The sequence below is a fragment of the Bacillus sp. CH140a_4T genome, assembly GCF_008923725.1.
Lineage (GTDB): Bacteria > Bacillota > Bacilli > Bacillales > Bacillaceae_G > Bacillus_A.
Genome location: NZ_WBPF01000013.1, coordinates 926,097 through 949,187, shown reverse-complemented (window position 1 = coordinate 949,187; position 23,091 = coordinate 926,097). Strand labels below are relative to the sequence as shown.

Sequence of the window (23,091 nt, the reverse complement as noted above, 5' to 3'; positions counted from 1 at the left end):
CGCTGACTTTTTCCTTTTCAAAAGTTTTTTAACCTTGGCATCTTTGTTTATATTTCGTTCTTTCATACCATTAGAAGCTACAAACAGCTCTTTTAACCGAACATCCACACCAATCGACTCATTGGTTAGTTCTTGTGATTCAAAGTCTTCTTGGAACCCTACACTAATCCACCAGTGACGACCGTCAAATGTAACTCTTGGATTGAATGGCTTTTTGTTTCTTGGTAGTTGTTGGCTTGTTTTCACTTTTCCAACGGACTGAATATGAACTACTTTCTTTCCTATAATCAGTCTTTCATAATTGGCATAAAATCCTTGTATTACATCTTTTTTGGATTTATAAGAAGTGTGAGAACCATTTTTGTACTTTTTGAACGAATGTTTTCTCGCCGTATCAAAATCTTTTGAAGCCTGTTTAGGAACTTGTGCATTGATGTCTTTTAACCAATCATATTTCTTTCGCTTCTTGATCTTTGTAAATCGTTTCTGTAAAGCTAACTGTGAAACAGATTTTCCAAATAGCTTATAATATCTATCACTCATTCTTTTACAATAGTTATAAGCAAATCTTGCAGCTCCAGCATGGTTTCTAAGCACTTTTTCTTGTTCAGGCGTTGGAATCAGTCTGACTTTCTTCGCCAATATCATCAGAATGTAACTCCTTTTAATGAAAGATTTGTTCTTCTGAATCGTAGCGTGTTCCACCAGCATTCTCCTGAGACTACTCGGATGCAAACCTGTTAATTCCGATACTTGACTAACTCGTAAAAATTTCATTATTATTCTTACCTCATTGAATCCACCATAGCACATAGGTTCGGTAGCTTCAATGGGATTTAATAGATTTAATTAAATGTATCTCGTTCAACTAAGGGCGCAATTCCTTAGCCAGTTCTCTTATGAACTTCTCATATTTTCACATGAGCGCAGACTATATGTTTATCTACTTAGAGATAGAGGATTTTTCCACCACCATAGGCTTGTGGTGTACTCTCGTCAGTTATACGAGATAGTCGTTGAACGTTCATCTTATCCATTTTGACTTAGATGATTCGAGGCGGAAGACCCATTGTTCTAATGTTTAGGATTTAACCTTGCACGATCTGATTGATTTTTTCTGCTTTCGCGACATTCACGCTCGCTATTTCTAGCCACGTTGTAGTTCAATCAGCTTTAGGGATTGCCCGCAGTTAACCCTCACTACTAGCCAATCACTTGACTAGCAGGGCTTACTAATAGATTTAATTAACTTTCGTTATAATTGGTTAAATAAATCGTAACAGTTAGTTACCCTATTAATATTGATGTAACGGCTTAAATGTAGCATAGGGCGGGGGAGGAAGGCAAAGATTAGTTTTTTACTTACGCCCTTCTAATAATATATTCTCTATCTCTTCAAAGTTATGAGCGCGCGCATGCTCTAGTGGGGTAACACCATCGTTGTCTGGAATAGTTACATCTGCACCGTGTTCAATAAGAAGGTGAATGACTTGTTGTTGTGTTTCGTTTCCGTTACTTAGTACGATGGCTTCCATTAAAGCAGTCCATCCGAGATTATTTACATGGTTAACATCAATAGTTGTTCGCGTAAGGAGTTCTTTAATAACATCGATATAGCCATGTTCTGAAGCGGGGATAAGGGCTGTTCCGCCGTAACGATTCGTAAGCGCTGGATCTGCACCAGCATCAATCGTTAGTTTTAAAATATCCAAGTAACCTTCAGCACCGGCGTATAGAAAAGGATTATTTTTCATATCATCTTGGATGTTTACGTCAGCACCAGCTTCGATAAGCGCTTTTGCGGTTTTTACATCATTTTTGTATGTAGCAATCATAAGAGGAGTACGTCCTTTATTGTCTTTTATATTTATGTTAGCCCCTTTTTTGAGTAACGATATAATAGTATTCGTTTCTTGTTTCTCAGTAGCTGCTAGTAGCGCTGTCTCCATGTTTGTCATCTCCTTTTTAACTTCTTGTTCTTGCGAGCATCCTTGCAAAAAAATTACGCAACAGATCATGCTTACTGTTTTTTTGAACATGGAATTTCAACCTCCTCATTTCAACTGTAAAATAAGAACATTAAATTTTTATAAACTGACGCTAAAATTACTATAAAATCGCTTGAGTATTTGAACATATATTTTTATGCTTATGAGTAATAAGGTTTGGTAAAGTGAGGATGTAACATATGTCTATTAAAACAAGATTTTTATTCTCTTATATCGCTGTTATTCTCGTTTCCATCACGCTCATATTAGTCGCGGGATTTTTAATTGTTTTTTCCATAACAGGAGACTTGGAATCAGTGAAAAATTTCTATAAAAGTTCCTATATTCAAAAGCCGCTTACGCCAGAAGAAGAGAATACGTATATTGAATTGAAATTAGCGGCAAAGAAAAATCAATCACAACTATTAGATGAATCGTTCGTTTCATCACTTGAAAAAGAAGGTGTGAAAATAGTTGTAAAAAAGGGAGAAACCATTTCTTATGCTACAAAAGTATTTGAAAGTGTATCTTTAAAAGAAGCCCTTCCGAAATTTGAATCAGCCAATATTAATAGCCGTGGTACAACAGAACTAGGCGATACATTTTATCGATATGTAAAATTTGATTTTTATTTTCCAGGGGATGAAGAAGGGAGTATATTTGTACTAAAAAGGCAAAGTTCATTTGTCGATCTTACACAAAAGTTATTTCCGATTTTGTTCGGAGCGCTTTTACTGCTAGCCGTTTTACTTATAGGACTATTAAGTTATTTAGTCTCAAGAAGTGTAATAAAACCAATCTTTGTATTGAAAGATGCGACTGGGAGAATTAAAGAAGGGGATTTAGATTTTCAAATTCCAGTTACATCCCATGATGAAATCGGGCAATTAAATCAAGGGTTTGAGGAAATGAGAAAGAAATTAAAAGAATCGATTGAAGTGCAAACACAGTATGAAGAAAATCGAAAAGAGCTCATTTCAAACATATCTCATGATTTAAAAACACCGATTACATCTATTATCGGATATGTGGAAGGAATAAAAGATGGAGTCGCAAATACGCCGGAAAAAATGGATAAGTATTTAACAACGATTCATACGAAGGCAAAACATATGGATACACTCATTGATGAGCTCTTTTTGTTTTCGAAGCTAGATTTGAATCGAGTTCCCTTTCAGTTTGAAACGATAGAATTAAACATGTTTATGCAGGAATTATTAGAAGAGATGCAGATGGATTTAAGTGAGGAAGGTATAGAAGTTTATTTACAATTACAGTCAACACCATTATATGTAACGGCCGATTGCGAAAAGATAAATAGAGTTATATCCAATTTAATTCATAATAGTGTGAAATACATGGATAAAGAAGAGAAGAAAATTACTGTAACAGTATTGAGTGATAACAATACAGTCATTGTAAAAGTGATGGACACTGGATCAGGTATAGAAGCGGATACGCTGCCGTATATATTTGAGCGGTTTTATCGTGCAGAGCAATCGCGAAATTCTAGCACAGGTGGGAGTGGGCTTGGCTTAGCGATAGCGAAGCAAATTGTTGAAGAGCATGGCGGGGAAATTTGGGTGGAAAGTAAGCTTGGGGAAGGTACAAGTATTTTCTTCTCATTGAAAAAAGTACAGGAATGTGGTGAGTAGGATGAAAAGAATTTTACTAATAGAAGACGAAATAAGCATTGCAGAATTACAGCGAGATTATTTAGAAATTAGTGATTTTCAAGTAGATGTAGAACATTCTGGAGAGACAGGTTTACAAATGGCTCTGCAAGAAGACTACGATTTAATTATTTTAGATATTATGCTTCCGAAAATGAACGGTTTTGAAATTTGTAAACAAATACGTGCTATAAAAGACATTCCGATTTTACTTGTTTCAGCAAAGAAGGAAGATATAGATAAAATTCGCGGACTCGGTTTAGGAGCGGATGATTATATAACGAAACCATTTAGTCCAAGTGAATTAGTCGCAAGGGTAAAGGCGCATATTTCTCGTTATGAAAGATTATCAGGAAATGTGAGTAAGCAACGCGATACGTTATACATTCATGGAATTTCTATTGATCAGCGAGCGAGAAAAGTTTTTATAAACAATGAAGAAATTGCTTTTACAACGAAAGAATTTGATTTATTAACATTCTTTGTAACGCATCCAAACCAAGTATTAAATAAAGAACAGTTATTTGAACGTATTTGGGGACTAGACTCAGCTGGCGATTTAGCCACTGTCGTTGTTCACATTAGAAAGCTACGTGAAAAAATTGAAAGAGATCCTGCTCACCCGCAATATATTGAAACAGTATGGGGAGCTGGTTATCGCTTTAACGTGTAATGTACCTGCCAAGTAATTGGTAGGTTTTTTATGTTATTCGAACAAAAAGGTAATAATAGGTAATTTATGTTAAAATATAAAGAGAAATAAAACATAGGAGAGCATGAGAGGGCGTGCTACATTTTGGGAGATACATTAAAAGATAATAAATTAAACAAGGCTTTAAAGATTGGAACCAATATCATACTTATCTTATTAATTATCGGTGCAATACAAATGTTTTATGATGAAGACCCTACAAATGATCATTTCGGCGGGTTATTTATGATGGTCTTTTTTGGAATTAAAATAATTTCTAATTTTATGATGAGTATAAAAGAAGGAGATAAAAAGTCGATATTCATTGATGTAGGTTTAATGATTTTTTTGTTCTTTTTGCTGTTTTTAGTGTGAAATATTTCTTTTGAAAAAAGCTCATAGTCTTATAGAGACTGTGAGCTTTCCTTAATAATAACGGTACTGGTGTAACGATTTATAAAATGTTTGAGTAGTAGAACCAAAAAGAGTAGCCTCTTCTAAAAAAGGATAATGGTTGCTGTTCTCAAATGGAATGAAGATAGAATTACGTATACCATTATGCATCTCGATAGAATACTGAATCGGGCACTGTACATCATGTCTTCCGCATATAATGAGAGTCTTTGTTTGGATAGAAAGTAAATGCTCTCTTAAATCAAATGAAGGATATTCATTGGCGAAAGCGTTCATTCGGCTAGCGGACATAGTTTTTTTGATTGGTTTACAAAAATAAGAGTTGTATTTTTCTGGCTTATGCAATGATAATTTTGTTCTCTCAGTAGATAGTTCTTTCCGTTCTTTACTTGTAAGGTGAGGGCTTTTTAAGTTTTCTATGAGTTGTTGCATATAATGAAAATGTGGATGTTCGCGGTTATAAATGCAAAATGATGTTTCGGTATAGTTACTTGCTGCAGCTCCGGCCACGACTAATGATTGTAAGGGATTTGGATATGTAATCGCATATAAAAGTCCAAGCATACCACCTGTTGAATGACCGGCGAAGTGCCATGTTGGAAGTTGTAAAGCTTCTCGTATAGCTTCTAAATCGTGAATTGTTTCAATCATACGTAATTCTTTTGCTGAATTGGCTTTTGCTGAGTTACCAGCGTTTCGTAAATTAATGAGCAATACACGATGCGTAGCAGTAAAAACATCCGCAAAGTAATCACCAGTTTCATTAAATTGTGAATAGTGATGTGTAATACAAAGTGGTTCGCCATTTCCTTTTGTAAAGAGTTCAAATGTGCCGCGTTTCGTGTTGATTATTTGTTGTGTCCACATAATATCACGACCTTTTCTCATAAAAGTTGGACCAGTTAATTATTAAATAAAATATATCAGCGCAACTCGAAATATATCGACTTACCGACAAAAACCGAAAATAAATAAAAGGAGGCTATTCAAAAACGAGCCTCCTTTTTCTTTAGTACAAAGATTTTGTCATATTATTCCGAATAATTTCAAGGGATTTCGTTACAGTTAATGCGTTCTTTTCTTCAATTTCTGGTTTACGGGGGATCGGTTTATACATGTTGTCTGGATCTTCCCATGTGAGGGGAAGTTCTGTTTCAGCTTGTCCTTTCCAAGCGTCAATCCATTCTGGAGGGAGATAACCTGAGATGTTTTGGATGTTGTTCATTTCGAGCCAAATAAGCGCCCAAGCTCTTGGGACGACGCGCCAGTGGTCATAGCCACCGCCGCCGACAGCGATCCAGCGACCTTCGCAATATTCATTAGCGATTTCGCGAGCGAGCTTCGGTATTTCACGGTAAATATTCATCGTTGCGCAAAGGTGTGTAAGTGGGTCGTAATAATGTGCGTCAGCGCCGTTTTGCGTTAAAATAATATCCGGTTTAAAGTATGCGGCAACTTCTTTTACGACAGTGCGATATGAATTTAAAAACGATTCGTCTTCTGTAAAGGCATCGAGTGGAACGTTAAAAGAATAACTATAGCCATTCCCTTGTCCACGTTCATTTACAGCGCCAGTTCCAGGGAATAAATAACGCCCAGTTTCATGTAGTGAAATGGTGCATACGTTAGGATCGTCGTAAAAAGACCACTGTACACCATCACCGTGATGAGCATCTGTATCAATATATAAAACACGTAAACCGTATTTTTTCTGTATATATTTCATTGCGATGGAACTATCGTTATAAATACAAAAGCCAGATGCCTTGCCGCGGAAGCCATGATGTAAGCCGCCGCCTAAATTAAGTGCGTGTTTTACTTTCCCGGAAAGAACAGCATCGACAGCAGTTAATGTGCCGCCAACGAGTAATGCGCTTGCTTCGTGCATATTTGGAAACATCGGTGTATCTTCTGTTCCGAGTCCATATGTCATCGCAATTGATTTTTCTAACTTACCTTCTCCAGCACGTTTTACCGCATTTATGTATTCCTCTGTATGAACGTAGGCGATCTCTTCATCTGTAGCCATCCGTGGTGAGATGATTTGAGAAGGAGAGATGAAACCACCCTTTTGTAATAAATCATACGTAAGTGTGACGCGCAGTTGGTTAAAAGGATGATCAGGGCTAAACGAATAGCCCCGAAAGTCATCCGAATAAATAAACGCGCTACTCATGCTTGCATCCCCATAATGTTCGGCCATAATACGCGGTAACCTTCTGCTTCAAGTGCATCAATCACTTTTAGCGGATTCATCGTTTGAATGCGGAAAACGAGTACTTTATCATTCTCATCTTTTGCTGGATAGACGAGAACGCTCACGATATTGATTTGTAACTCACTAAAAATGGCAACGACTTTTCCGAGAATACCAGGTTCGTTTTTTACTTGAATTTCAATTTGTGAACTCGGTTGATGTGCTCCTGTTAATTTCACTAACGTGTGCAGCACAGTAGATTCAGAAATGATTCCAACTAACTTCCCAGCCTTTGTAACAGGAAGACAGCCAATTTTATTTTCAAAAAATAAAGTAGCAATTTCCTCAACGAAATCGAGAGGATGGCAAGTCATTACAGGATGTTTCATAATAAGTTCAAGTGGTTGCTTCAGCATATCGAGTGAAACTTGTTCATCTAAAATAGACGGACTTGCATCTCTTACATCCCGATCAGAAATAATGCCTACGACATGGTTATTTTGATCGACAATTGGAATGTGCCGAATGCCTTTCGTGCGTATCGTTCGGATTGCTGTTTCGATTGTATCGTTTGGATGTAGTGTCACTACAGCTTGATTCATAATTTCTTCTACAATCATTCCAGTTGCCCCCTTTATTAATACATAAAACGATTGTGAAAACGTAGACGATCAAATGCTTGAATAGAATCCGTATCAACACGTTTACCGATGCGGACCATTAAACAGTTAGCAGGATGTGAACAAATTTCAGGATCATCTGTAGCCATCCATTGTAAGCCACCGGCATTCATCATCTTTTCCATTACTTTTCGGTATTCCCAAACATTTAAGCCTGTTTGTTTTAAATCCCAGTGCCAATAATATTCAGTTGTCAATATAATGTAATCTTCCATATAATCATCCATCATTGAAACTTCTAGTAAGTTCTTTCCGACAGCGCAACCGCGGAAGGCAGGGACAACTTCAATCGCCCCGAGTTCAATTAAGTTTTCCATTTTTCCTTCTGACCATCGTTCAAGTGGATCAGGATACAAGTATGTAACATATCCAACAATCGTTTGGTCATGTCTCGCAATAATGAGACGAGCTTCTGGTAATTTAGAAATTTCGACAATTGCTTTATATTGCTGCTCGGCAGGACGAAACGCAACTAAATCTGGATGAAACTCATACATTTCTAAGTTATGTGTAGAGACAGGACCTTCAATAATTAAAGTGCCTTTCGCTGTTTTCAAGTTTCTGGCATTATATATTTTTTTATGAATCAATGTATTGCTCACCACCTTGAGGGTTTGTGAATCTATTAATATCGTACTTTATAATATATGCGATGTGAATCGAAATTTGTCATTAAAAATTTGTCTAAAAATCAACAAAAATACTGAAAATTTTAAATAATGTTATTATAATAGATAATAGAATACATAGGAGGGGGATGTAAAGTATGAAAGTAGAAACGCTTCCTGTCATTAAAGGAGAAAATAATTTGCCGAATTATGATGAGGCATACGCGAATTTTAACTGGGAAGAGGTTAATAAAAACTTTACTTGGAATGAGACAGGCCGAGTAAATATGGCGTATGAGGCAATTGACAAGCATGCGAAATCCGATCGAAAGAATAAAGTAGCCCTTTATTATCAAGATGGATCGCGAAAAGAGAAGTATACATTTAAGGAAATGAAGGATTTTTCTAATAAAGCAGGAAACGTCCTGAAAAATTATGGCGATGTAGAAAAAGGCGATCGCGTTTTTATTTTTATGCCGCGTTCTCCAGAATTATATTTCGCACTTCTTGGTGCAGTGAAATTAGGGGCAATCGTTGGTCCACTATTTGAAGCATTTATGGAAGGCGCAGTTCGCGATCGTTTAGAAGATAGCGAAGCAAAGGTGTTAATTACAACGCCTGAATTGTTAGAGCGCGTACCATTAAATGATTTACCTGCTTTAAAAACAGTCTTCCTTGTTGGAGATAATGTAGAAGAAGGCGGTAAAACAGTAGCGTTCAATCCTTTATTTGAACAAGCTTCAAAAGAATTACATATTGAATGGTTAGGTCGTGAAGACGGTTTAATTTTACATTACACGTCTGGTTCTACTGGTAAGCCAAAAGGTGTGCTTCATGCGCAAAATGCAATGGTGCAGCACCATCAAACGGCGAAATGGGTATTAGATTTAAAAGAAGACGATGTATATTGGTGCACAGCTGACCCAGGCTGGGTAACTGGAACAGCTTACGGTATTTTCGCACCGTGGTTAGTTGGGGCATCAAATGTTGTTTTAGGCGGGCGCTTTAGTCCAGAAGCGTGGTATGAAGCGCTACAAGATTACGGTGTAACAGTTTGGTATAGCGCGCCCACAGCATTCCGTATGTTAATGGGTGCTGGACAAGACGCAATTAAAAAATATGATTTATCACAAGTGCGCCACGTATTAAGCGTTGGTGAACCGTTAAATCCAGAAGTAATTCGCTGGGGTATGAGCGCATTTGGACTTCGTATTCATGATACGTGGTGGATGACAGAAACAGGTGGACAAGTTATTTGTAACTACCCTTGTATGGAAATTCGTCCAGGTTCAATGGGTAAACCAATTCCAGGTGTGAAAGCAGCGATTGTTGATAATGAAGGAAATGAAGTTCCTCCATACACAATGGGTAACTTAGCAATTGGTAAGGGTTGGCCAGCGATGATGCGTGGCATCTGGAATAACAAGCAAAAGTATGAGTCTTATTTCATGCCAGGAGATTGGTACGTATCAGGTGACTCTGCTTATATGGATGAAGATGGATACTTCTGGTTCCAAGGACGTATTGATGATGTAATTATGACGTCAGGTGAGCGAGTTGGTCCGTTTGAAGTAGAAAGCAAACTCATCGAGCATGCTGCTGTTGCGGAAGCTGGTGTAATCGGTATTCCAGATCCAGTACGTGGTGAAATCATTAAAGCATTTATCGCGCTTCGAGCGGGATATGAACCATCTGATGAATTAAAAGAAGAGATTCGTCAATTTGTAAAAAAAGGCCTAGCAGCTCATGCAGCGCCACGACAAATTGAATTTAGAGATAAATTACCGAAAACGAGAAGTGGTAAAATTATGCGCCGCGTATTAAAAGCGTGGGAGTTAAACTTACCAACAGGTGACTTATCAACGATGGAAGATTAAGAGAGGAAGGTCTGAACGAAATAACGTTCAGACCTTTTTTTATGTTATTATAAACTTATATATATAAGTTGAAGGGGGTAATAAAATGAAAACAGAAAAAGAAAAGATGATACAAGGGGAAATGTACCTACCAGCTGATCCAGTTTTAGTACAAGAGAGAGAGCAAGCTCGTATACTAACGAGAAAATTAAATGATACGCCAGAAGTACAATTAAAAGAGCGCAGCGAAATCGTAAAAGAATTATTCGGAACGACAGGAGATAACATTCACCTTGAATCTTCTTTTAGATGTGATTACGGCTATAACATTCACGTTGGTGAAAATTTTTACGCGAACTTTGATTGTACGATTTTAGACGTATGTCCAGTAACAATCGGAGTGAACTGTATGTTAGCTCCAGGTGTTCACATTTATACAGCAACACACCCGCTTGATCCGGTAGAGCGCATAAGCGGATCAGAATACGGAAAACCAGTTACAATTGGCGATAACGTATGGATTGGCGGAAGAGCAATTATTAATCCTGGTGTAACAATTGGAGATAATGCTGTTATCGCATCTGGCGCCGTTGTAACGAAAGATGTGCCAGATAATGTAGTAGTTGGCGGGAATCCTGCGAAAATTATTAAAAAAATAAAATAATATTTGAACGAAGTGCCTTCCTCGTCTGTATACATTTATGAAAGAATAGATGAGGGAGGCTTTTTTATGTCTAATAAATTACTTCTTACTTTTGCTGTAATTGGAATTATAGTCGTATTTTCTTGTGGTTTGCTATTACCGATGCCAATCGGATTTAAAGTATCAATGATTACAGCTGGAGTCATGATGATTGTTATGTTTTCCATCATTATTCCGTTTGATAGAAAACATATAGTACGGAAAAAAGGATATAAAATTGATTTTACAAAAACAAAAGTGTATTTTCGCTGGAATGTATTTGATACGATTTCAGCTTGTCTTGCAGTGTATGCATGCATATGTGTGCAGGTATTAAATATTTTAGTTTCAACAGGTCATACAATACAAAGCCCGTATGTTCAATTTTTTACGAATCAATCGCAAGTATGGATTATTGTCGCAAGTGCATATTTAATTTCCCGTATTTCATTAACGTTAAAAGGAATAAAGGAGATCAAAAATCATGGCGCAGATTGGGATTGAGGAGGAACTCATGCTTGCGTATCAAAGTGGAGATAAACAGGCGGGAGAAAAACTATATGTTTTAATCAAACCAGCGCTATACACATTTTTGTATCGATTTAACCGAGATGAACAATTAAGTATCGATCTCGTGCAAGATACATTTTTGACGTTAGAACGAAAGAAACATATGTATGAACCTGAAAAAGGAAAAATAAAAACGTATTTATTCCAAATTGGTTATCGTCTTATGATTAATAAATTAAATAGAAGAAAAAAGTGGCGTACGCTTTTGCCATTTTTAGTGCCGATGCAGGAAAAAGAATTTTCTCACGAAGATCGGCTCACAGTAAGAGAAGCAATTTTGAAAGTTCCAGAAGAGCAACGAGCTGTCCTTATTCTTTCTTATTATCATGATATGCAGCAAAAAGAAATTGCAGAGATACTAAATATTCCAATTGGAACAGTGAAGTCGAGACTTCATAACGGAATAAAGAAATTGAAGCAATTGCTGGAGGTGGATGAAATTGAGCGAAAATCCCTTTAAGAGTGAATATAAATTAAAGCATCATTTAGATAGTGATCATGTAGAAATACCAGATTTTCCAAAAACGGTAAGTCGCTTCGATCGATTAATCGGATTTCTTGGTTCTCCAGCGAAAGATCCTGTGGAGGCGACGATTGGCAATGATTTATCGGTTGTGTTTCATGTATCGCTATTAGTTGGAGTTCCAATTCTTTCTCTTATTACGATACTCTTTGCGACGTTGTAAAGGATTGGTAAGGAGAGAACACCTACCTCTATTTGACACGCCTATATAAATGATGGTATAAAGAAAAGTATATGAATAATTGAGCGTGGAAAGGGAGAAGTAGTGATCATTTCCCTGTTTTAGAGAGCTGATGGCCGGTGAAAATCAGCACATAGATGATCGCGAATTACGCCCCTAGAGCATCTTTTTTCGATTGAATTGTCTTCAAAAGGGAAAAGACGGTGCTAAGCCGTTATGTAAATAAGGTGGTAGGCTTTTTTTTGCCTGCAACTAGGGTGGTAACGCGATAATCAAAATCGTCCCTTATTTAAAGGGGCGATTTTTTTATGTTTTCAACCTTCACGCCAGTAATGAACTTAAAGGAGAGTATGTAGGATATGGGTATTTTACAAGATCTTGAATTTCGCGGTCTAATTAATCAGCAAACAGATGCTGAGGGACTTGAGCAATTATTAGAAAAAGAAAGCGTTAAATTATACTGTGGTTTCGATCCGACAGCGGATAGCTTACACATCGGTCATATGTTACCAGTATTAATGTTACGTCGTTTCCAATTAGCTGGTCACCAACCAATCGCACTTGTTGGCGGTGGTACTGGTATGATCGGTGACCCAAGTGGTAAAAAAGCAGAGCGTACATTAAATACGAAAGATACAGTTGCTTACTACACAGAAAGCATTAAAAACCAACTTTCAAACTTCTTAGAGTTCGAAAACGTGGACAACCCAGCAACGATGGCTAATAACTATGATTGGCTTGGTAACTTAGATGTTATTTCATTCTTACGCGATATCGGTAAAAACTTCGGTTTAAACTATATGTTAGCAAAAGATACAGTAGCATCTCGTTTAGATACTGGTATTTCATTCACTGAGTTTAGTTATATGATTTTACAATCATACGACTTCTTAAACTTATACCAAAACCATAATTGCCGTCTACAAATCGGTGGTAGTGACCAATGGGGTAACATTACAGCTGGTCTTGAATTAATCCGTAAATCAGAAGAAGATGCGAAAGCATTCGGTTTAACAATTCCACTAGTTACTAAATCTGACGGTACGAAGTTTGGTAAAACAGAAGGCGGCGCAATTTGGTTAGATCCAGAGAAAACAACTCCTTACGAGTTCTACCAATTCTGGATTAACACAGATGACCGTGATGTTGTTAAATACTTAAAATACTTCACATTCTTATCTCATGAAGAAATTCTTGAGCTTGAAAAGCAAGTAGCTGAAGCACCAGAAAAACGTGCAGCACAAAAAGCATTAGGTTCTGAAATGACAAAACTTGTTCACGGCGAAGAAGCATTAGAGCAAGCGATTAAAATTTCAGCTGCATTATTCAGCGGTTCTGTAGCAGAACTGACTGCAAGCGAAATCGAGCAAGGATTCAAAGACGTACCATCTGTAGAACGTACTGCAGAAGATACAGTATTAATCGACTTACTTGTAGAAAGCAAAATTTCTCCATCAAAACGTCAAGCACGTGAAGATGTAACGAATGGTGCAATCTATGTAAACGGTGAGCGTACACAAGCATTAGACTACGTTGTAACAGAAAACGACCGCATCGAAGGTAAATTCACAATCATTCGCCGCGGTAAAAAGAAATATTTCTTAATTCGTTACTAATCAGAAACGAATATAAAACAAATAATACCCCGAATTGTAGGCTGAAAAGTTTATGATTCGGGGTTTTTATGTATGAATTTAGATTACCTTACGAGTTCTTGTAAATAGAATATGAAGAATTAATACGATCATATAAAGTAAGCTAATGAGCATAACAATAAATGCTGTTGGATAAAACTTTGCCGCATATATAAAGAAATCAATTTGATAAATATCTTGGTAATTTGAAACGGTGCCTTTAAAGTAATTCGTAAACTTAGCACTATATTTCCATTCATCAGGATAATCTATCAAATTACTCCCCTGATACCAACTAATAAGTGCTGAAGTAATAAATAGCATAAATGAACTACCTAACTGAACCATTTGGTTTATTGTCAAAATGAACACCTCCTGTTTTAAATATATAACGCAATAATACATTATAAAGAAATAAAGGTGTAGATGGTGGTTTGTAATCTTTTGACTTTTTGTTTTAATCTTCTTTTCGAGTTCATACGGAAATCACATGTAAGCGGTATGATAAATATATAACAAATAGAAAGGAGTGGTAAAACAAAATGTCACTAGAAGCGCTCATTATTTTTTCTTTGCTAAACGCGGGTCAGCTTGCAGAGAATTCGAAGGTTGATGTACATAAAGAGCAGAAAGATGCTTATGTATATGTTCAGAAAGAGGAAAATAAATAATTTTATTTTATATATAAACGAAAAAAGCCAATCCAGAGGATTGGCTTTTTGTCATTAACGAGAGTAGAACTCTACGATTAATGCTTCATTGATTTCAGCTGCTAACTCAGAACGCTCAGCGTGACGAGTGTAAGTAGCTTCTAACTTATCAGCATCGAAAGTTAAGTATTCTGGTACGAAGTTGTTAACTTCGATCGCTTCTTTAACAACAACAAGGCTGTTAGATTTTTCGCGAACGCTGATTGTTTGACCAGGTTTTACACGGTAAGATGGGATATCTACGCGAGATCCATCAACTGTGATGTGACCGTGGTTTACTAATTGGCGAGCTGCACGACGAGTGCGAGCTAAGCCCATACGGTAAACTAAGTTGTCAAGACGAGCTTCAAGAAGGATCATGAAGTTTTCGCCGTGCTTACCAGGCATTTTACCTGCTTGGTCAAATGTGCGACGGAATTGACGCTCAGTCATGCCGTACATGTGACGAAGTTTTTGTTTCTCTTGTAATTGTAAACCGTATTCTGAAAGTTTCTTACGTTGGTTAGGACCGTGAGGACCTGGTGCGTAAGGGCGTTTTTCTAATTCTTTTCCTGTGCCGCTTAGAGAGATTCCAAGACGACGAGACAGTTTCCAAGCTGGACCTGTATAACGAGCCATAGTTGACTCCTCCTTTAAAAATGTTTTTATTTACGTAAAATAAAAACAGACGTAATCGATATTTACGGGCATTTTGTTTTCATGTACCTTCGCTCCAGCAGCAGGGAGTTACGAGATACACCTCCGTAGAGGAACAAAATACAAACGATAAACTCACATTACAAGGCTGCCTTTTTATTTTACACAAACGCTATTATATCTTTTACCCAGAGTTTCGTCAAGCGAGTACGTTTTTGTTTTATGCATATAAATTTTGGAAATGAACAAGAAGGAATTTAAAACGATATAAAAGAAGTGATAGAAACATAAATAAAACGCTTACATAAAATGCAGTAAAAGATGTTCATTAATTTTTTGTTGATGAATATGCGGGATAAAAACATAAAAGGGGATGTTTTTATGAAAAAGAAGCATATGGAGACAGCGTTAATTCATCACGGTTATACATCAGAGGAATATAAAGGAAGTTTAACACCACCGTTATTTCAAACGTCTACATTTACATTTGAGACTGCGCAGCAAGGAGAGGCGAGTTTTGCGGGAGTGGATCCGTCTTATATTTACTCAAGACTAGGAAATCCAACTGTAAAATTATTTGAAGAACGTATGGCGGTGTTAGAAGGAGGAGAAGAAGCACTTGCTTTCGGATCCGGTATGGCAGCTATTTCAGCAACGTTAATTGGTTTTCTAAAAGCTGGAGATCATATTATTTGTTCAAATGGATTATATGGGTGCACGTACGGTTTTTTAGAAGTGTTAGAAGAGAAATTTATGATTACGCATTCGTTTTGTGATATGGAGACAGAGGCTGATGTCGAAAATAAAATCCGTCCAAATACAAAGGTTATTTTCGTTGAGACACCGATTAATCCAACAATGAAATTAATCGATTTAAAACAAGTGATTCAGGTTGCGAAGCGAAATGGCTTACTTGTCGTTGTTGATAATACGTTTTGTTCACCTTATTTACAAAGACCGCTTGAGCTTGGTTGTGACGCGGTTGTTCATAGTGCGACAAAATATATTGGCGGTCATGGCGATGTTGTGGCGGGTGTAACGATTTGTAAAACGAAAGCGTTAGCTGAAAAAATTCGCCCGATGCGAAAAGATATCGGCGGTATTATGGCGCCGTTTGATGCGTGGTTATTGTTACGCGGATTAAAGACACTAGCGGTAAGGATGGACCGTCATTGTGATAATGCAGAAAAAATTGTATCGTTTCTGAAAAATCATGATGCAGTAGAAGGTGTTTGGTATCCAGAAGGTGAGTTAGCATCTCGCCAAATGAAACGAGGCGGCGGTGTGGTTTCTTTTTCAGTAAAAGGCGGAAAAGAAGAGACGCAAGCGTTTATCAATGACCTTGACTTTATTACAATTGCCGTAAGTTTAGGGGATACAGAAACGTTAATTCAGCATCCAGCGACGATGACGCACGCTGCGATTCCAGCTGAGCTAAGACAAGAAATGGGTATTTACGATAATTTAATACGTTTATCTGTCGGTTTAGAATCATGGGAGGATATCGTTTCTGATTTAGAACAGGCACTAAAGAAAATATCTACTGTTAGTAATTAATAAAAAAGAGCTAGCTATCGGTTTCGTACGTGATGTACGCAATCGATAACTCGCTCTTTTCTTTTTTAAATATGTTTTAGGAGTGTTTCCACAAACTTTTCTAAAAAACGCTGATCTACTTCATCAAAACGATTTTTTTCAGGGCTATCAATATCAAGTACACCAATGACAGTTCCTTCTTTCACGATCGGTACAACGATTTCTGAATTCGAAGCACTATCGCAAGCGATATGTCCTGGGAATTGGTGTACGTCTGCTACAACCTGCGTTGTTTTCGTTTCAGCTGCAACGCCGCAAACGCCTCGTCCAAATGGAATGCGCACACAAGCAGGCATTCCTTGGAAAGGTCCAAGAACAAGCTGATTTCCTTCTGTTACATAAAAGCCAACCCAATTCACACGATCTAAAAATTGATTTAATAATGCGGACGCATTTGATAAGTTTGCGACTACGTTCGGTTCGCCAGTTAATAATGCATCCAGTTGTTTAATTACTGTCCCGTATTGCTCTTCACGAGAACCTGCATAACTTTCTTTTGTAAACATGGAAACAACTCCCTTTTTATCGAGATGTGTAAAATATTAGCAAAATACGATGTATTTCACATGACTTTGTCGATAGAAAATTAAAGGAATTTGTCTTAAAAGTCAAGAAATTTAAATTATAGCTGTTCAGTGAGAGGAAGTGAGCGCATGAAACAGACGAAACAAAAAGTAATTGATGCGGCAATATCGTTGTTTAACACGAAAGGTTATGATGGAACGTCGGTGCGAGAAATTGCAAAGCGAGCGGATGTGAATGTAGCGAATATTTCATATTATTTTGCTGGAAAGCAAGGCCTATTAGAGCAGCTTATTACTGACTTTTTAGAAGGGTATATTCATGTGATTGAAATGTCGTTCGAACAGAGAGAATATTTGTCGGCTAAAGATGTGATGGTGCAAATGATGCGCGGGATTTTGCGATATCAATTTGAAAATAGGGAACTGACACGTTTCTTCTACCGAGAGCTTTCACTTGATACGACATTAATTCGTGAAGTGATGACCATTTACTTTTCTAAAGAAAGATATTATATAGAGCAAATGATTAGGCAGGGACAAATGAAGCAGGAATTTAAAAAGGTATCTTTTACAATGTTTATGACGCAATTAAAAGGCATGATGAATATGCCGTTTTTATATCCGCAATATATATCAGAAGTGCTGCATTCTTTTCCGTCGGAGACATTTTTCATAGAAATGTACACGAAAGAAATTGAACAATGGATGGAACAAACGTTATGTATAACGAATATGTACTATGAATTGCCAAGAGCTGTTCATATGTGAAAAATCCCCACCTAACGAACTGAGGTGGGGATTTTTGTGCTTTCTTTCCTTTGCCATACATTGTTGCATAATAGCGCGATAATTGTTAAGGAGGCTCCGGCAATTTCAAATTTGTCGACTGTATAACTTCGAAAGATGGAACCGATAAGTGTAAGTATAGGAACTAAATTCATAAATAATATGCCGTTAATAGATGAAATATAGCGATTTCCTGTGTTCCAGCAAAATACAGCGATAACACCTGCAATAATTGACATATATAAGAGTTCAAAACGAACGTTCATAATTGTACGTAACGACGGTACAGTAACGATGTTTGTATAAGTGAAGAAAGTGACAATAACGATGAGTGAAATCGAGCCAAATAAACAAGTTAACGTCGTATACCTGAGTGGTGACCAAGATTGAAAACGAGCACCACCGTTCGTGTAAATGACCCAGCAAGTAACACCGCATAGCATAAGTATATTTGTTGAGAGGTGACTGGCAGCTCCAAATAATAAGTGAATATTTCCTTTTGAAATGACAAGCATAACACCGAGCAATGCAACGAACATACAAAGGAATGTGTAGTTTTGTGGGCGCTTATTTTTTGTTATCCACTGCAATAATAAAGCGATGAGCGGCATAAGAGATTGAATCATCGCAGCATGGATGGCCCCAGAAGGCCCGGCAAGTTGTTGGCCGTAAAAAATGAGAAAACCATATCCAGCGAAACCGACTGTTCCGTAAAAGAATAACGAAAGTGCTCTTTTTTCTAAGCGGAGTGAAGTTTTTCCTTCGGTAATGAATAGAAAAATAAGAAAAATAATAGCTGCTGATCCGTATCGGATAGTTGTGAAGAAGAACGGATCGATAAACTGCAGGGCATTTGCCATGACAGGAAACATAAATCCCCAAGCAGTTACGGCAAGTAAGCATAGGAGGGATCCGAGTAGCATTTGTTTTTTGTCCATGAGTATCTTTCCCCTTTACATTTCGTTATAGTAAGTTGATGAAATAAGTATAAAGAGTAATTGTTTATAGAAGGAAATATCGATTTTTTATGACAGTTATAACTTTTTGTTAGAGGTGTGTACGATGGATTTGGAGGCAGTACGATCGTTTCTTGAAGTGAAGAATACGCGAAGTTTATCAAAGGCGAGTAAGCTGTTACATATTTCTCAACCGGCGCTTAGTAAGCAAATTCAAAGGTTAGAAGCGGATTTAGAGGTTACTTTACTTAAGCGTTCCGCGCAAGGAGTGGAGTTAACAGAGGCTGGAGAGTTATTTATAACAAGGATGTTACCCATTTTGGAACACATACATGAAGTGAAAGCCGAAATGAAGAATTTCCAAGAGAAGCGGAAAATTTCTATAGGCATATTGCCAAGTTTAGCAGCGCATTACATATCAAAATGTAAAGATATATTAGGTGACGGATTCGAAGTAGAATGGAAAATTGAGCATACGAAAGTACTACTGGGACTCTTTAAAGAACGGAAGATTGAAGCGATGTTCGTCGATTCAGTAGTAGAAGGCGCTACGTGTATAAAAGAAATGCGAGAAGAAAAAATTGTTTGTGTAGTTTCAAGTAATCATCTTTATAAAGAGAAAATAGTAATCCGGATGGAAGATTTGCAAAATGAAAAGTTAATCGTATATCCAGAAATTTGTGATGTAAGGAAAATGATTACGGATATGTTTCAAGGGATAGGTGCGAAACCAATCATTGCATTTGAAACTTCTTATGCAGAACCGATGCTTGCGATGGTCGGTGCTGGACTTGGTATTACGTTACTTCCAGAAATGTCAGTAGAGCAAGCGGTAAAGCAAGGAAATGTGCATGCAATTTCTATTGAACCACCACTTGTGCGCAAAATTTATTTCGCATCTCATATGAAAGGGAACCTGCTACTACAATCATTTGAGGATAGGTAGAGGAGCAAGCAGAAGATTGAGAAAGATTACAATTGCATTGAAAGAAACATGAAATTTTAAAAAAAACTAGGTCAAAAACAAGCCATTACATGGTATGATTAGTACATTGTTAGTTGTTAAATATAGGGGAATTCCCTTTTTATACATAATGCCTTCCATTTCATAAACGGAACGGACAAAAAAAGAGATATAACTAGGAGGCTTTTTTGCATGGATTCTATCCTGACGATCGTTATCATTGTAGTAAGCTCTATTCTAGTGCTGCTCATGATAGAGCTTGTGATAAGAAATCGTTCATATAAAGATATTGAAGCACTTGAGCAGTGGAAACAAGAGATAAAAGATAAACCTGTGGCAGATGAACTAAAACGGGTGAAAGACTTAAATATGACAGGTCAAACAGAAGAACTGTTTGGTAAATGGCGTGAAGAATGGGATGAGATTGTATCAACAACCCTTCCGAAAGCAGACAAAGATTTAGCGCAAGCGCGAAAATTCGCCTCGCAATTCTCCTTCCGAAAAGCAAAGCATGCGATGAATGAATCCATAAGTGGTTTAGATGACGCTGATAATCGTATTACAGACATTTTAAATGAATTACAGCAATTGTTAGAAAGCCATGAAAAAAACAGCTCGGAAATTGAAGGGTTACGTGATACATATCGTAGTATGAAGAAGAGTGTTCTTGCTCATAGACATATGTATGGAGCAGCAGAGCAGAAAATCGAAGAGATGCTAGATGCTGAATCTAATAAGTTTAAAAGCTTTGAAGAGGCAACAGATAATGGCGACTATTTAAAAGCGAGAGAAATTGTTATTAGTTTAGAAGAAGGTTTGGCAAACTTAGAAATCGTTATTCACCAAATTCCAGATTTATTGGTAGAGTGTCAAGCGACGTTACCAGTTCAGCTGGAAGATTTATTACACGGACATAATGATATGGTAAGACAAGGTTATGTATTAGAGTATTTGGAAGTCCCTAAAGAAGTTCGTGATATGACGACACAACTACACACATGTTTAATGGATATACAGGAGCTTCATATAACGGAAGCGGCTGAAAAAGTAGAAAACTTAAAAACGCGTTTAGATGGCTTCTATGATCAGCTGGAACAAGAAGTACATGCGAGACATTATGTGGAGCAAAAAACACTTTCTGTTTATGAAGACTTAGAAGAAATTCGCATTGAAACGATTGAAACCAAAGCAGAAACACAACTTGTGAAACAAAGTTATCAGTTACAAGATAAGGATATTGAGTCTCAAAAAGTAATTGAAAAACAAATGCACATTTTAATGAAACGTTTTGAAATGCTGCAATTACGCGTTGCGGAACAAGATATTGCCTTCTCTATTATTCGTGAGGAACTAGAAGAGGTTTATGAGCAATGTGAAACGTTAAAAGTACTTCATGCAGAATATAAAGAAATGCTGCAAACGATGCGTAAAGAGGAATTTGAAGCGCGTGAGAAGTTACAAGAAATGCGAAATATCATTTTTGAAACGAAACGTTTTATGCAAAAGTCGAATTTGCCAGGTCTTCCAGAGAGCATTATGGAAGATTTAAAAAGAGGACAAATGGCAATGCAAGCCGTATATGATCAGTTAGAAGTGAAACCGTTAAATATGAACGCTGTAAATATCAGTTTAGAAGAAGCGTACACAACTGTTAATGGTGTAGCTGAAATGACAGAAGAGTTAATTGGACAAGCGTATTTAGTTGAAAAATTAATTCAATACGGTAATCGTTACCGCAGTCATGATGAGAACCTTGCAGAGAGCTTAAATTATGCGGAGAAATTATTCCGTGAATATCAATACGATGCAGCTTTAGAACAAGCGGCTTCTGTACTAGAGCAACTTGAACCTGGCGTTGTTCAAAAAATAGCTGAATATGTAGACAATGAACAAACCCTTTCATAAGGGTTTGTTTTTTTGTGTAATTTTAGGGGCGATGTTGCTATAATGAATAGCGGAATACAGTAAGGTTATTCGTTTTAAAATATAACGGAACCTTTTAGTAGTCTTAGCGTAATGACACGTATTTGTGATATGATTATATGATGTGACAGCGCTGAAAGGGGATGAACGATGATCTATTTTGATAATAGTGCGACGACGAAGCCATATCCAGAAGCCCTTCAATCGTACGTAACGGTTGCTGGAAAATATTTTGGAAACCCTTCTTCTATTCATTCGCTTGGGGGAGAGGCAGAGCGTCTATTAACACAATCAAGAACGATTGCAGCGCAGCTTCTTCATGTTAAACCTTCTGAGATTATTTTCACATCAGGTGGAACGGAAGGGAATAACCTTGCGATTAAAGGAATAGCGATGAGGAATCGTTCGCGCGGTAAACATATCATTACAACAAATATTGAACACGCGTCTGTGTTTGAAGCATATAAACAATTAGAAGATCTCGGTTTTGATGTAACATATTTACCGGTTAATGAGCATGGTATTGTATCGGTAGAGGATGTAAAACGAGCACTTCGTGAAGATACGATTCTTATGTCAATTATTCACGTGAACAACGAGACTGGAGCAATTCAGCCTGTTGCTGAAATTGGAACGTTATTATCGAACTATCCGAAAATAAGATTCCATGTGGACCATGTACAAGGGATAGGAAAAGTACCGCTTGATTTATATGCTTCTCATATTGATCTTTGCTCAATATCTGGACATAAATTCCACAGTGTAAAAGGAACAGGTCTTCTTTATGTACGTGATGGCGTAAGGTTAGATCCAATTTTATCAGGTGGTCAACAAGAGCTTAAATATCGCTCTGGTACAGAAAACTTACCTGGCATTGTAGCGATGGTGAAAGCACTTCGCATGACAATGGAACAAGTGAAAGAAAAGATAGCTCATTTGCACAATTTACAAACAGAGCTTGTCCGTTTCTTTAAAGAGATGGAAGATGTAACGATCAATACGTCGCTTGCATATGCAGCACCGCACATTTTAAATGTATCATTTGTTGGTTTAAAACCAGAAGTGGTCGTTCATGCTTTAGAAGAGCACGGTGTATATGTATCGACGAAGTCTGCTTGTTCTTCAAAAGCAAATGAAGTGAGCAGAGTGTTAGTGTCAATGGGAGTACCGCATGCCGCTGCTGCAAGTGCTATTCGCATTAGTTTGGCACCAGAAAACACGATGGAAGAAGTAAAACAATTTGAAGGTATTGTGAAAGAGACGATGCCAAAATTACATGAAGTGATGAGGTAAAGGAAT

The 23,091-nt window shown here is 37.2% G+C and carries 25 protein-coding genes and 1 other annotated feature; of the genes, 15 read left to right on the top strand and 10 right to left on the bottom strand.

All coding sequences use genetic code 11. The annotated features are described in order from the left end of the window. Together F8162_RS13700 and F8162_RS13695 are read right to left on the bottom strand one after the other, a co-directional pair. The coding region (locus F8162_RS13700) for an RNA-guided endonuclease InsQ/TnpB family protein (RefSeq protein WP_151869336.1) at positions 1-648 on the bottom strand (648 nt) is incomplete at its 3' end. A gap of 710 nt (positions 649-1,358) precedes the next feature. After that, positions 1,359-2,039 (bottom strand): ankyrin repeat domain-containing protein, encoded by a 681-nt coding sequence (locus F8162_RS13695; protein WP_151633204.1) that lies wholly within the window; start codon positions 2,037-2,039, stop codon positions 1,359-1,361. Positions 2,040-2,188: 149 nt separating this feature from the next. On the opposite strand from F8162_RS13695, the gene F8162_RS13690 reads away from it, so the two are divergent. The 3 genes from F8162_RS13690 to F8162_RS13680 all read left to right on the top strand — a co-directional run bounded on the left by F8162_RS13690 (position 2,189) and on the right by F8162_RS13680 (position 4,727). Next, on the top strand, positions 2,189-3,643 hold the full coding sequence (locus tag F8162_RS13690; RefSeq protein WP_151633206.1) for a sensor histidine kinase: 1,455 nt from the start codon (positions 2,189-2,191) through the stop codon (positions 3,641-3,643). 1 nt (position 3,644) lies between these two features. Continuing rightward, a complete protein-coding gene (locus F8162_RS13685) occupies positions 3,645-4,334 on the top strand; it encodes a response regulator transcription factor (protein WP_151633207.1) in 690 nt (229 codons plus the stop codon). Between the two features lie 123 nt (positions 4,335-4,457). Further along, positions 4,458-4,727: a hypothetical protein gene (locus F8162_RS13680; protein ID WP_151633209.1), complete on the top strand. Its 270-nt coding sequence runs from the start codon at positions 4,458-4,460 to the stop codon at positions 4,725-4,727. A 51-nt stretch (positions 4,728-4,778) separates the two neighbouring features. On the opposite strand, the gene F8162_RS13675 is transcribed toward F8162_RS13680, so the two are convergent. From F8162_RS13675 to acuA, 4 genes are all read right to left on the bottom strand, one after another. Further along, entirely contained in the window at positions 4,779-5,654 is an 876-nt protein-coding gene (locus F8162_RS13675; protein ID WP_151633211.1) for an alpha/beta fold hydrolase, read from the bottom strand. A 121-nt stretch (positions 5,655-5,775) separates the two neighbouring features. After that, positions 5,776-6,942 carry an acetoin utilization protein AcuC gene (gene acuC, locus F8162_RS13670; RefSeq protein ID WP_000092828.1) on the bottom strand — a complete coding sequence of 389 codons (1,167 nt, stop codon included), beginning with the start codon at positions 6,940-6,942 and terminating at the stop codon, positions 5,776-5,778. After that, a complete protein-coding gene (locus F8162_RS13665; protein WP_144612236.1) occupies positions 6,939-7,583 on the bottom strand; it encodes an acetoin utilization AcuB family protein in 645 nt (214 codons plus the stop codon). Before F8162_RS13665 ends, acuC begins: the two co-directional genes overlap by 4 nt. Positions 7,584-7,600: 17 nt before the next feature. Then, on the bottom strand, positions 7,601-8,233 hold the full coding sequence (acuA, locus tag F8162_RS13660) for an acetoin utilization protein acetyltransferase AcuA (protein WP_000581396.1): 633 nt from the start codon (positions 8,231-8,233) through the stop codon (positions 7,601-7,603). A gap of 176 nt (positions 8,234-8,409) precedes the next feature. On the opposite strand from acuA, the gene acsA reads away from it, so the two are divergent. The 6 genes from acsA (at position 8,410) to tyrS (ending at position 13,679) form a co-directional block, all read left to right on the top strand. After that, on the top strand, positions 8,410-10,128 hold the full coding sequence (gene acsA / locus F8162_RS13655) for an acetate--CoA ligase (protein ID WP_151633213.1): 1,719 nt from the start codon (positions 8,410-8,412) through the stop codon (positions 10,126-10,128). A gap of 85 nt (positions 10,129-10,213) precedes the next feature. Continuing rightward, positions 10,214-10,771, top strand: coding sequence for a maltose acetyltransferase domain-containing protein (locus tag F8162_RS13650; RefSeq protein WP_151633215.1), 558 nt, complete (start codon positions 10,214-10,216; stop codon positions 10,769-10,771). Between the two features lie 66 nt (positions 10,772-10,837). After that, complete coding sequence (locus F8162_RS13645; protein WP_151633217.1) at positions 10,838-11,293, top strand: hypothetical protein; 456 nt, start codon at positions 10,838-10,840, stop codon at positions 11,291-11,293. Next, on the top strand, positions 11,274-11,819 hold the full coding sequence (locus F8162_RS13640; RefSeq protein ID WP_151633219.1) for an RNA polymerase sigma factor: 546 nt from the start codon (positions 11,274-11,276) through the stop codon (positions 11,817-11,819). Before F8162_RS13645 ends, F8162_RS13640 begins: the two co-directional genes overlap by 20 nt. Then, a complete protein-coding gene (locus tag F8162_RS13635) occupies positions 11,800-12,045 on the top strand; it encodes a hypothetical protein (protein WP_151633221.1) in 246 nt (81 codons plus the stop codon). The genes F8162_RS13640 and F8162_RS13635 overlap by 20 nt, the downstream gene beginning before the upstream one ends. Positions 12,046-12,122: 77 nt before the next feature. Next, positions 12,123-12,352 (top strand) — a binding site (T-box leader). Between the two features lie 70 nt (positions 12,353-12,422). Beyond that, on the top strand, positions 12,423-13,679 hold the full coding sequence (gene tyrS / locus F8162_RS13630; protein WP_000512075.1) for a tyrosine--tRNA ligase: 1,257 nt from the start codon (positions 12,423-12,425) through the stop codon (positions 13,677-13,679). A 78-nt stretch (positions 13,680-13,757) separates the two neighbouring features. Here the strand turns inward: tyrS and F8162_RS13625 are convergent, their stop codons facing one another. Then, positions 13,758-14,060 (bottom strand): YjdJ family protein, encoded by a 303-nt coding sequence (locus tag F8162_RS13625; protein ID WP_151633223.1) that lies wholly within the window; start codon positions 14,058-14,060, stop codon positions 13,758-13,760. Between the two features lie 179 nt (positions 14,061-14,239). Here F8162_RS13625 and F8162_RS13620 point away from each other — a divergent pair, with 179 nt between their 5' ends. After that, on the top strand, positions 14,240-14,368 hold the full coding sequence (locus F8162_RS13620; RefSeq protein WP_000050944.1) for a hypothetical protein: 129 nt from the start codon (positions 14,240-14,242) through the stop codon (positions 14,366-14,368). 54 nt (positions 14,369-14,422) lie between these two features. On the opposite strand, the gene rpsD is transcribed toward F8162_RS13620, so the two are convergent. Further along, positions 14,423-15,025 carry a 30S ribosomal protein S4 gene (rpsD, locus tag F8162_RS13615; protein ID WP_000135322.1) on the bottom strand — a complete coding sequence of 201 codons (603 nt, stop codon included), beginning with the start codon at positions 15,023-15,025 and terminating at the stop codon, positions 14,423-14,425. A gap of 399 nt (positions 15,026-15,424) precedes the next feature. On the opposite strand from rpsD, the gene megL reads away from it, so the two are divergent. Next, positions 15,425-16,600 (top strand): methionine gamma-lyase, encoded by a 1,176-nt coding sequence (megL, locus tag F8162_RS13610; RefSeq protein WP_151633225.1) that lies wholly within the window; start codon positions 15,425-15,427, stop codon positions 16,598-16,600. A 65-nt stretch (positions 16,601-16,665) separates the two neighbouring features. On the opposite strand, the gene F8162_RS13605 is transcribed toward megL, so the two are convergent. Continuing rightward, the gene (locus F8162_RS13605; RefSeq protein ID WP_151633227.1) at positions 16,666-17,145 is read right to left on the bottom strand and encodes a GAF domain-containing protein; all 480 of its coding nucleotides are present in this window, start codon (positions 17,143-17,145) and stop codon (positions 16,666-16,668) included. 147 nt (positions 17,146-17,292) lie between these two features. Between F8162_RS13605 and refZ the strand changes: the two genes are divergently transcribed. After that, complete coding sequence (gene refZ, locus F8162_RS13600; protein WP_151633229.1) at positions 17,293-17,931, top strand: forespore capture DNA-binding protein RefZ; 639 nt, start codon at positions 17,293-17,295, stop codon at positions 17,929-17,931. Positions 17,932-17,942: 11 nt separating this feature from the next. On the opposite strand, the gene F8162_RS13595 is transcribed toward refZ, so the two are convergent. After that, on the bottom strand, positions 17,943-18,887 hold the full coding sequence (locus F8162_RS13595; RefSeq protein ID WP_151633231.1) for a DMT family transporter: 945 nt from the start codon (positions 18,885-18,887) through the stop codon (positions 17,943-17,945). Between the two features lie 124 nt (positions 18,888-19,011). Between F8162_RS13595 and F8162_RS13590 the strand changes: the two genes are divergently transcribed. The 3 genes from F8162_RS13590 to F8162_RS13580 all read left to right on the top strand — a co-directional run bounded on the left by F8162_RS13590 (position 19,012) and on the right by F8162_RS13580 (position 23,085). Beyond that, positions 19,012-19,851 carry a LysR family transcriptional regulator gene (locus F8162_RS13590; protein ID WP_151633233.1) on the top strand — a complete coding sequence of 280 codons (840 nt, stop codon included), beginning with the start codon at positions 19,012-19,014 and terminating at the stop codon, positions 19,849-19,851. A gap of 210 nt (positions 19,852-20,061) precedes the next feature. Further along, positions 20,062-21,774, top strand: coding sequence for a septation ring formation regulator EzrA (gene ezrA, locus F8162_RS13585; protein ID WP_151633235.1), 1,713 nt, complete (start codon positions 20,062-20,064; stop codon positions 21,772-21,774). Between the two features lie 168 nt (positions 21,775-21,942). Next, entirely contained in the window at positions 21,943-23,085 is a 1,143-nt protein-coding gene (locus F8162_RS13580; RefSeq protein WP_151633237.1) for a cysteine desulfurase family protein, read from the top strand. Positions 23,086-23,091: the final 6 nt, after the last annotated feature.

Excerpts from the sequence above, each read along its gene's own strand:
- F8162_RS13695 (WP_151633204.1), bottom strand. The coding sequence starts at position 2,039 with ATGTTCAAAAAAACAGTAAGCATGATCTGTTGCGTAATTTTTTTGCAA.
- F8162_RS13685 (WP_151633207.1), top strand. The coding sequence starts at position 3,645 with ATGAAAAGAATTTTACTAATAGAAGACGAAATAAGCATTGCAGAATTA.
- megL (WP_151633225.1), top strand. The coding sequence starts at position 15,425 with ATGAAAAAGAAGCATATGGAGACAGCGTTAATTCATCACGGTTATACA.
- F8162_RS13650 (WP_151633215.1), top strand. The coding sequence starts at position 10,214 with ATGAAAACAGAAAAAGAAAAGATGATACAAGGGGAAATGTACCTACCA.
- F8162_RS13595 (WP_151633231.1), bottom strand. The coding sequence starts at position 18,887 with ATGGACAAAAAACAAATGCTACTCGGATCCCTCCTATGCTTACTTGCC.
- rpsD (WP_000135322.1), bottom strand. The coding sequence starts at position 15,025 with ATGGCTCGTTATACAGGTCCAGCTTGGAAACTGTCTCGTCGTCTTGGA.
- tyrS (WP_000512075.1), top strand. The coding sequence starts at position 12,423 with ATGGGTATTTTACAAGATCTTGAATTTCGCGGTCTAATTAATCAGCAA.
- F8162_RS13690 (WP_151633206.1), top strand. The coding sequence starts at position 2,189 with ATGTCTATTAAAACAAGATTTTTATTCTCTTATATCGCTGTTATTCTC.
- F8162_RS13645 (WP_151633217.1), top strand. The coding sequence starts at position 10,838 with ATGTCTAATAAATTACTTCTTACTTTTGCTGTAATTGGAATTATAGTC.
- F8162_RS13620 (WP_000050944.1), top strand. The coding sequence starts at position 14,240 with ATGTCACTAGAAGCGCTCATTATTTTTTCTTTGCTAAACGCGGGTCAG.
- refZ (WP_151633229.1), top strand. The coding sequence starts at position 17,293 with ATGAAACAGACGAAACAAAAAGTAATTGATGCGGCAATATCGTTGTTT.
- F8162_RS13665 (WP_144612236.1), bottom strand. The coding sequence starts at position 7,583 with ATGATTGTAGAAGAAATTATGAATCAAGCTGTAGTGACACTACATCCA.
- F8162_RS13675 (WP_151633211.1), bottom strand. The coding sequence starts at position 5,654 with ATGAGAAAAGGTCGTGATATTATGTGGACACAACAAATAATCAACACG.
- F8162_RS13590 (WP_151633233.1), top strand. The coding sequence starts at position 19,012 with ATGGATTTGGAGGCAGTACGATCGTTTCTTGAAGTGAAGAATACGCGA.
- acuC (WP_000092828.1), bottom strand. The coding sequence starts at position 6,942 with ATGAGTAGCGCGTTTATTTATTCGGATGACTTTCGGGGCTATTCGTTT.
- ezrA (WP_151633235.1), top strand. The coding sequence starts at position 20,062 with ATGGATTCTATCCTGACGATCGTTATCATTGTAGTAAGCTCTATTCTA.
- F8162_RS13580 (WP_151633237.1), top strand. The coding sequence starts at position 21,943 with ATGATCTATTTTGATAATAGTGCGACGACGAAGCCATATCCAGAAGCC.
- F8162_RS13640 (WP_151633219.1), top strand. The coding sequence starts at position 11,274 with ATGGCGCAGATTGGGATTGAGGAGGAACTCATGCTTGCGTATCAAAGT.
- acsA (WP_151633213.1), top strand. The coding sequence starts at position 8,410 with ATGAAAGTAGAAACGCTTCCTGTCATTAAAGGAGAAAATAATTTGCCG.
- F8162_RS13605 (WP_151633227.1), bottom strand. The coding sequence starts at position 17,145 with ATGTTTACAAAAGAAAGTTATGCAGGTTCTCGTGAAGAGCAATACGGG.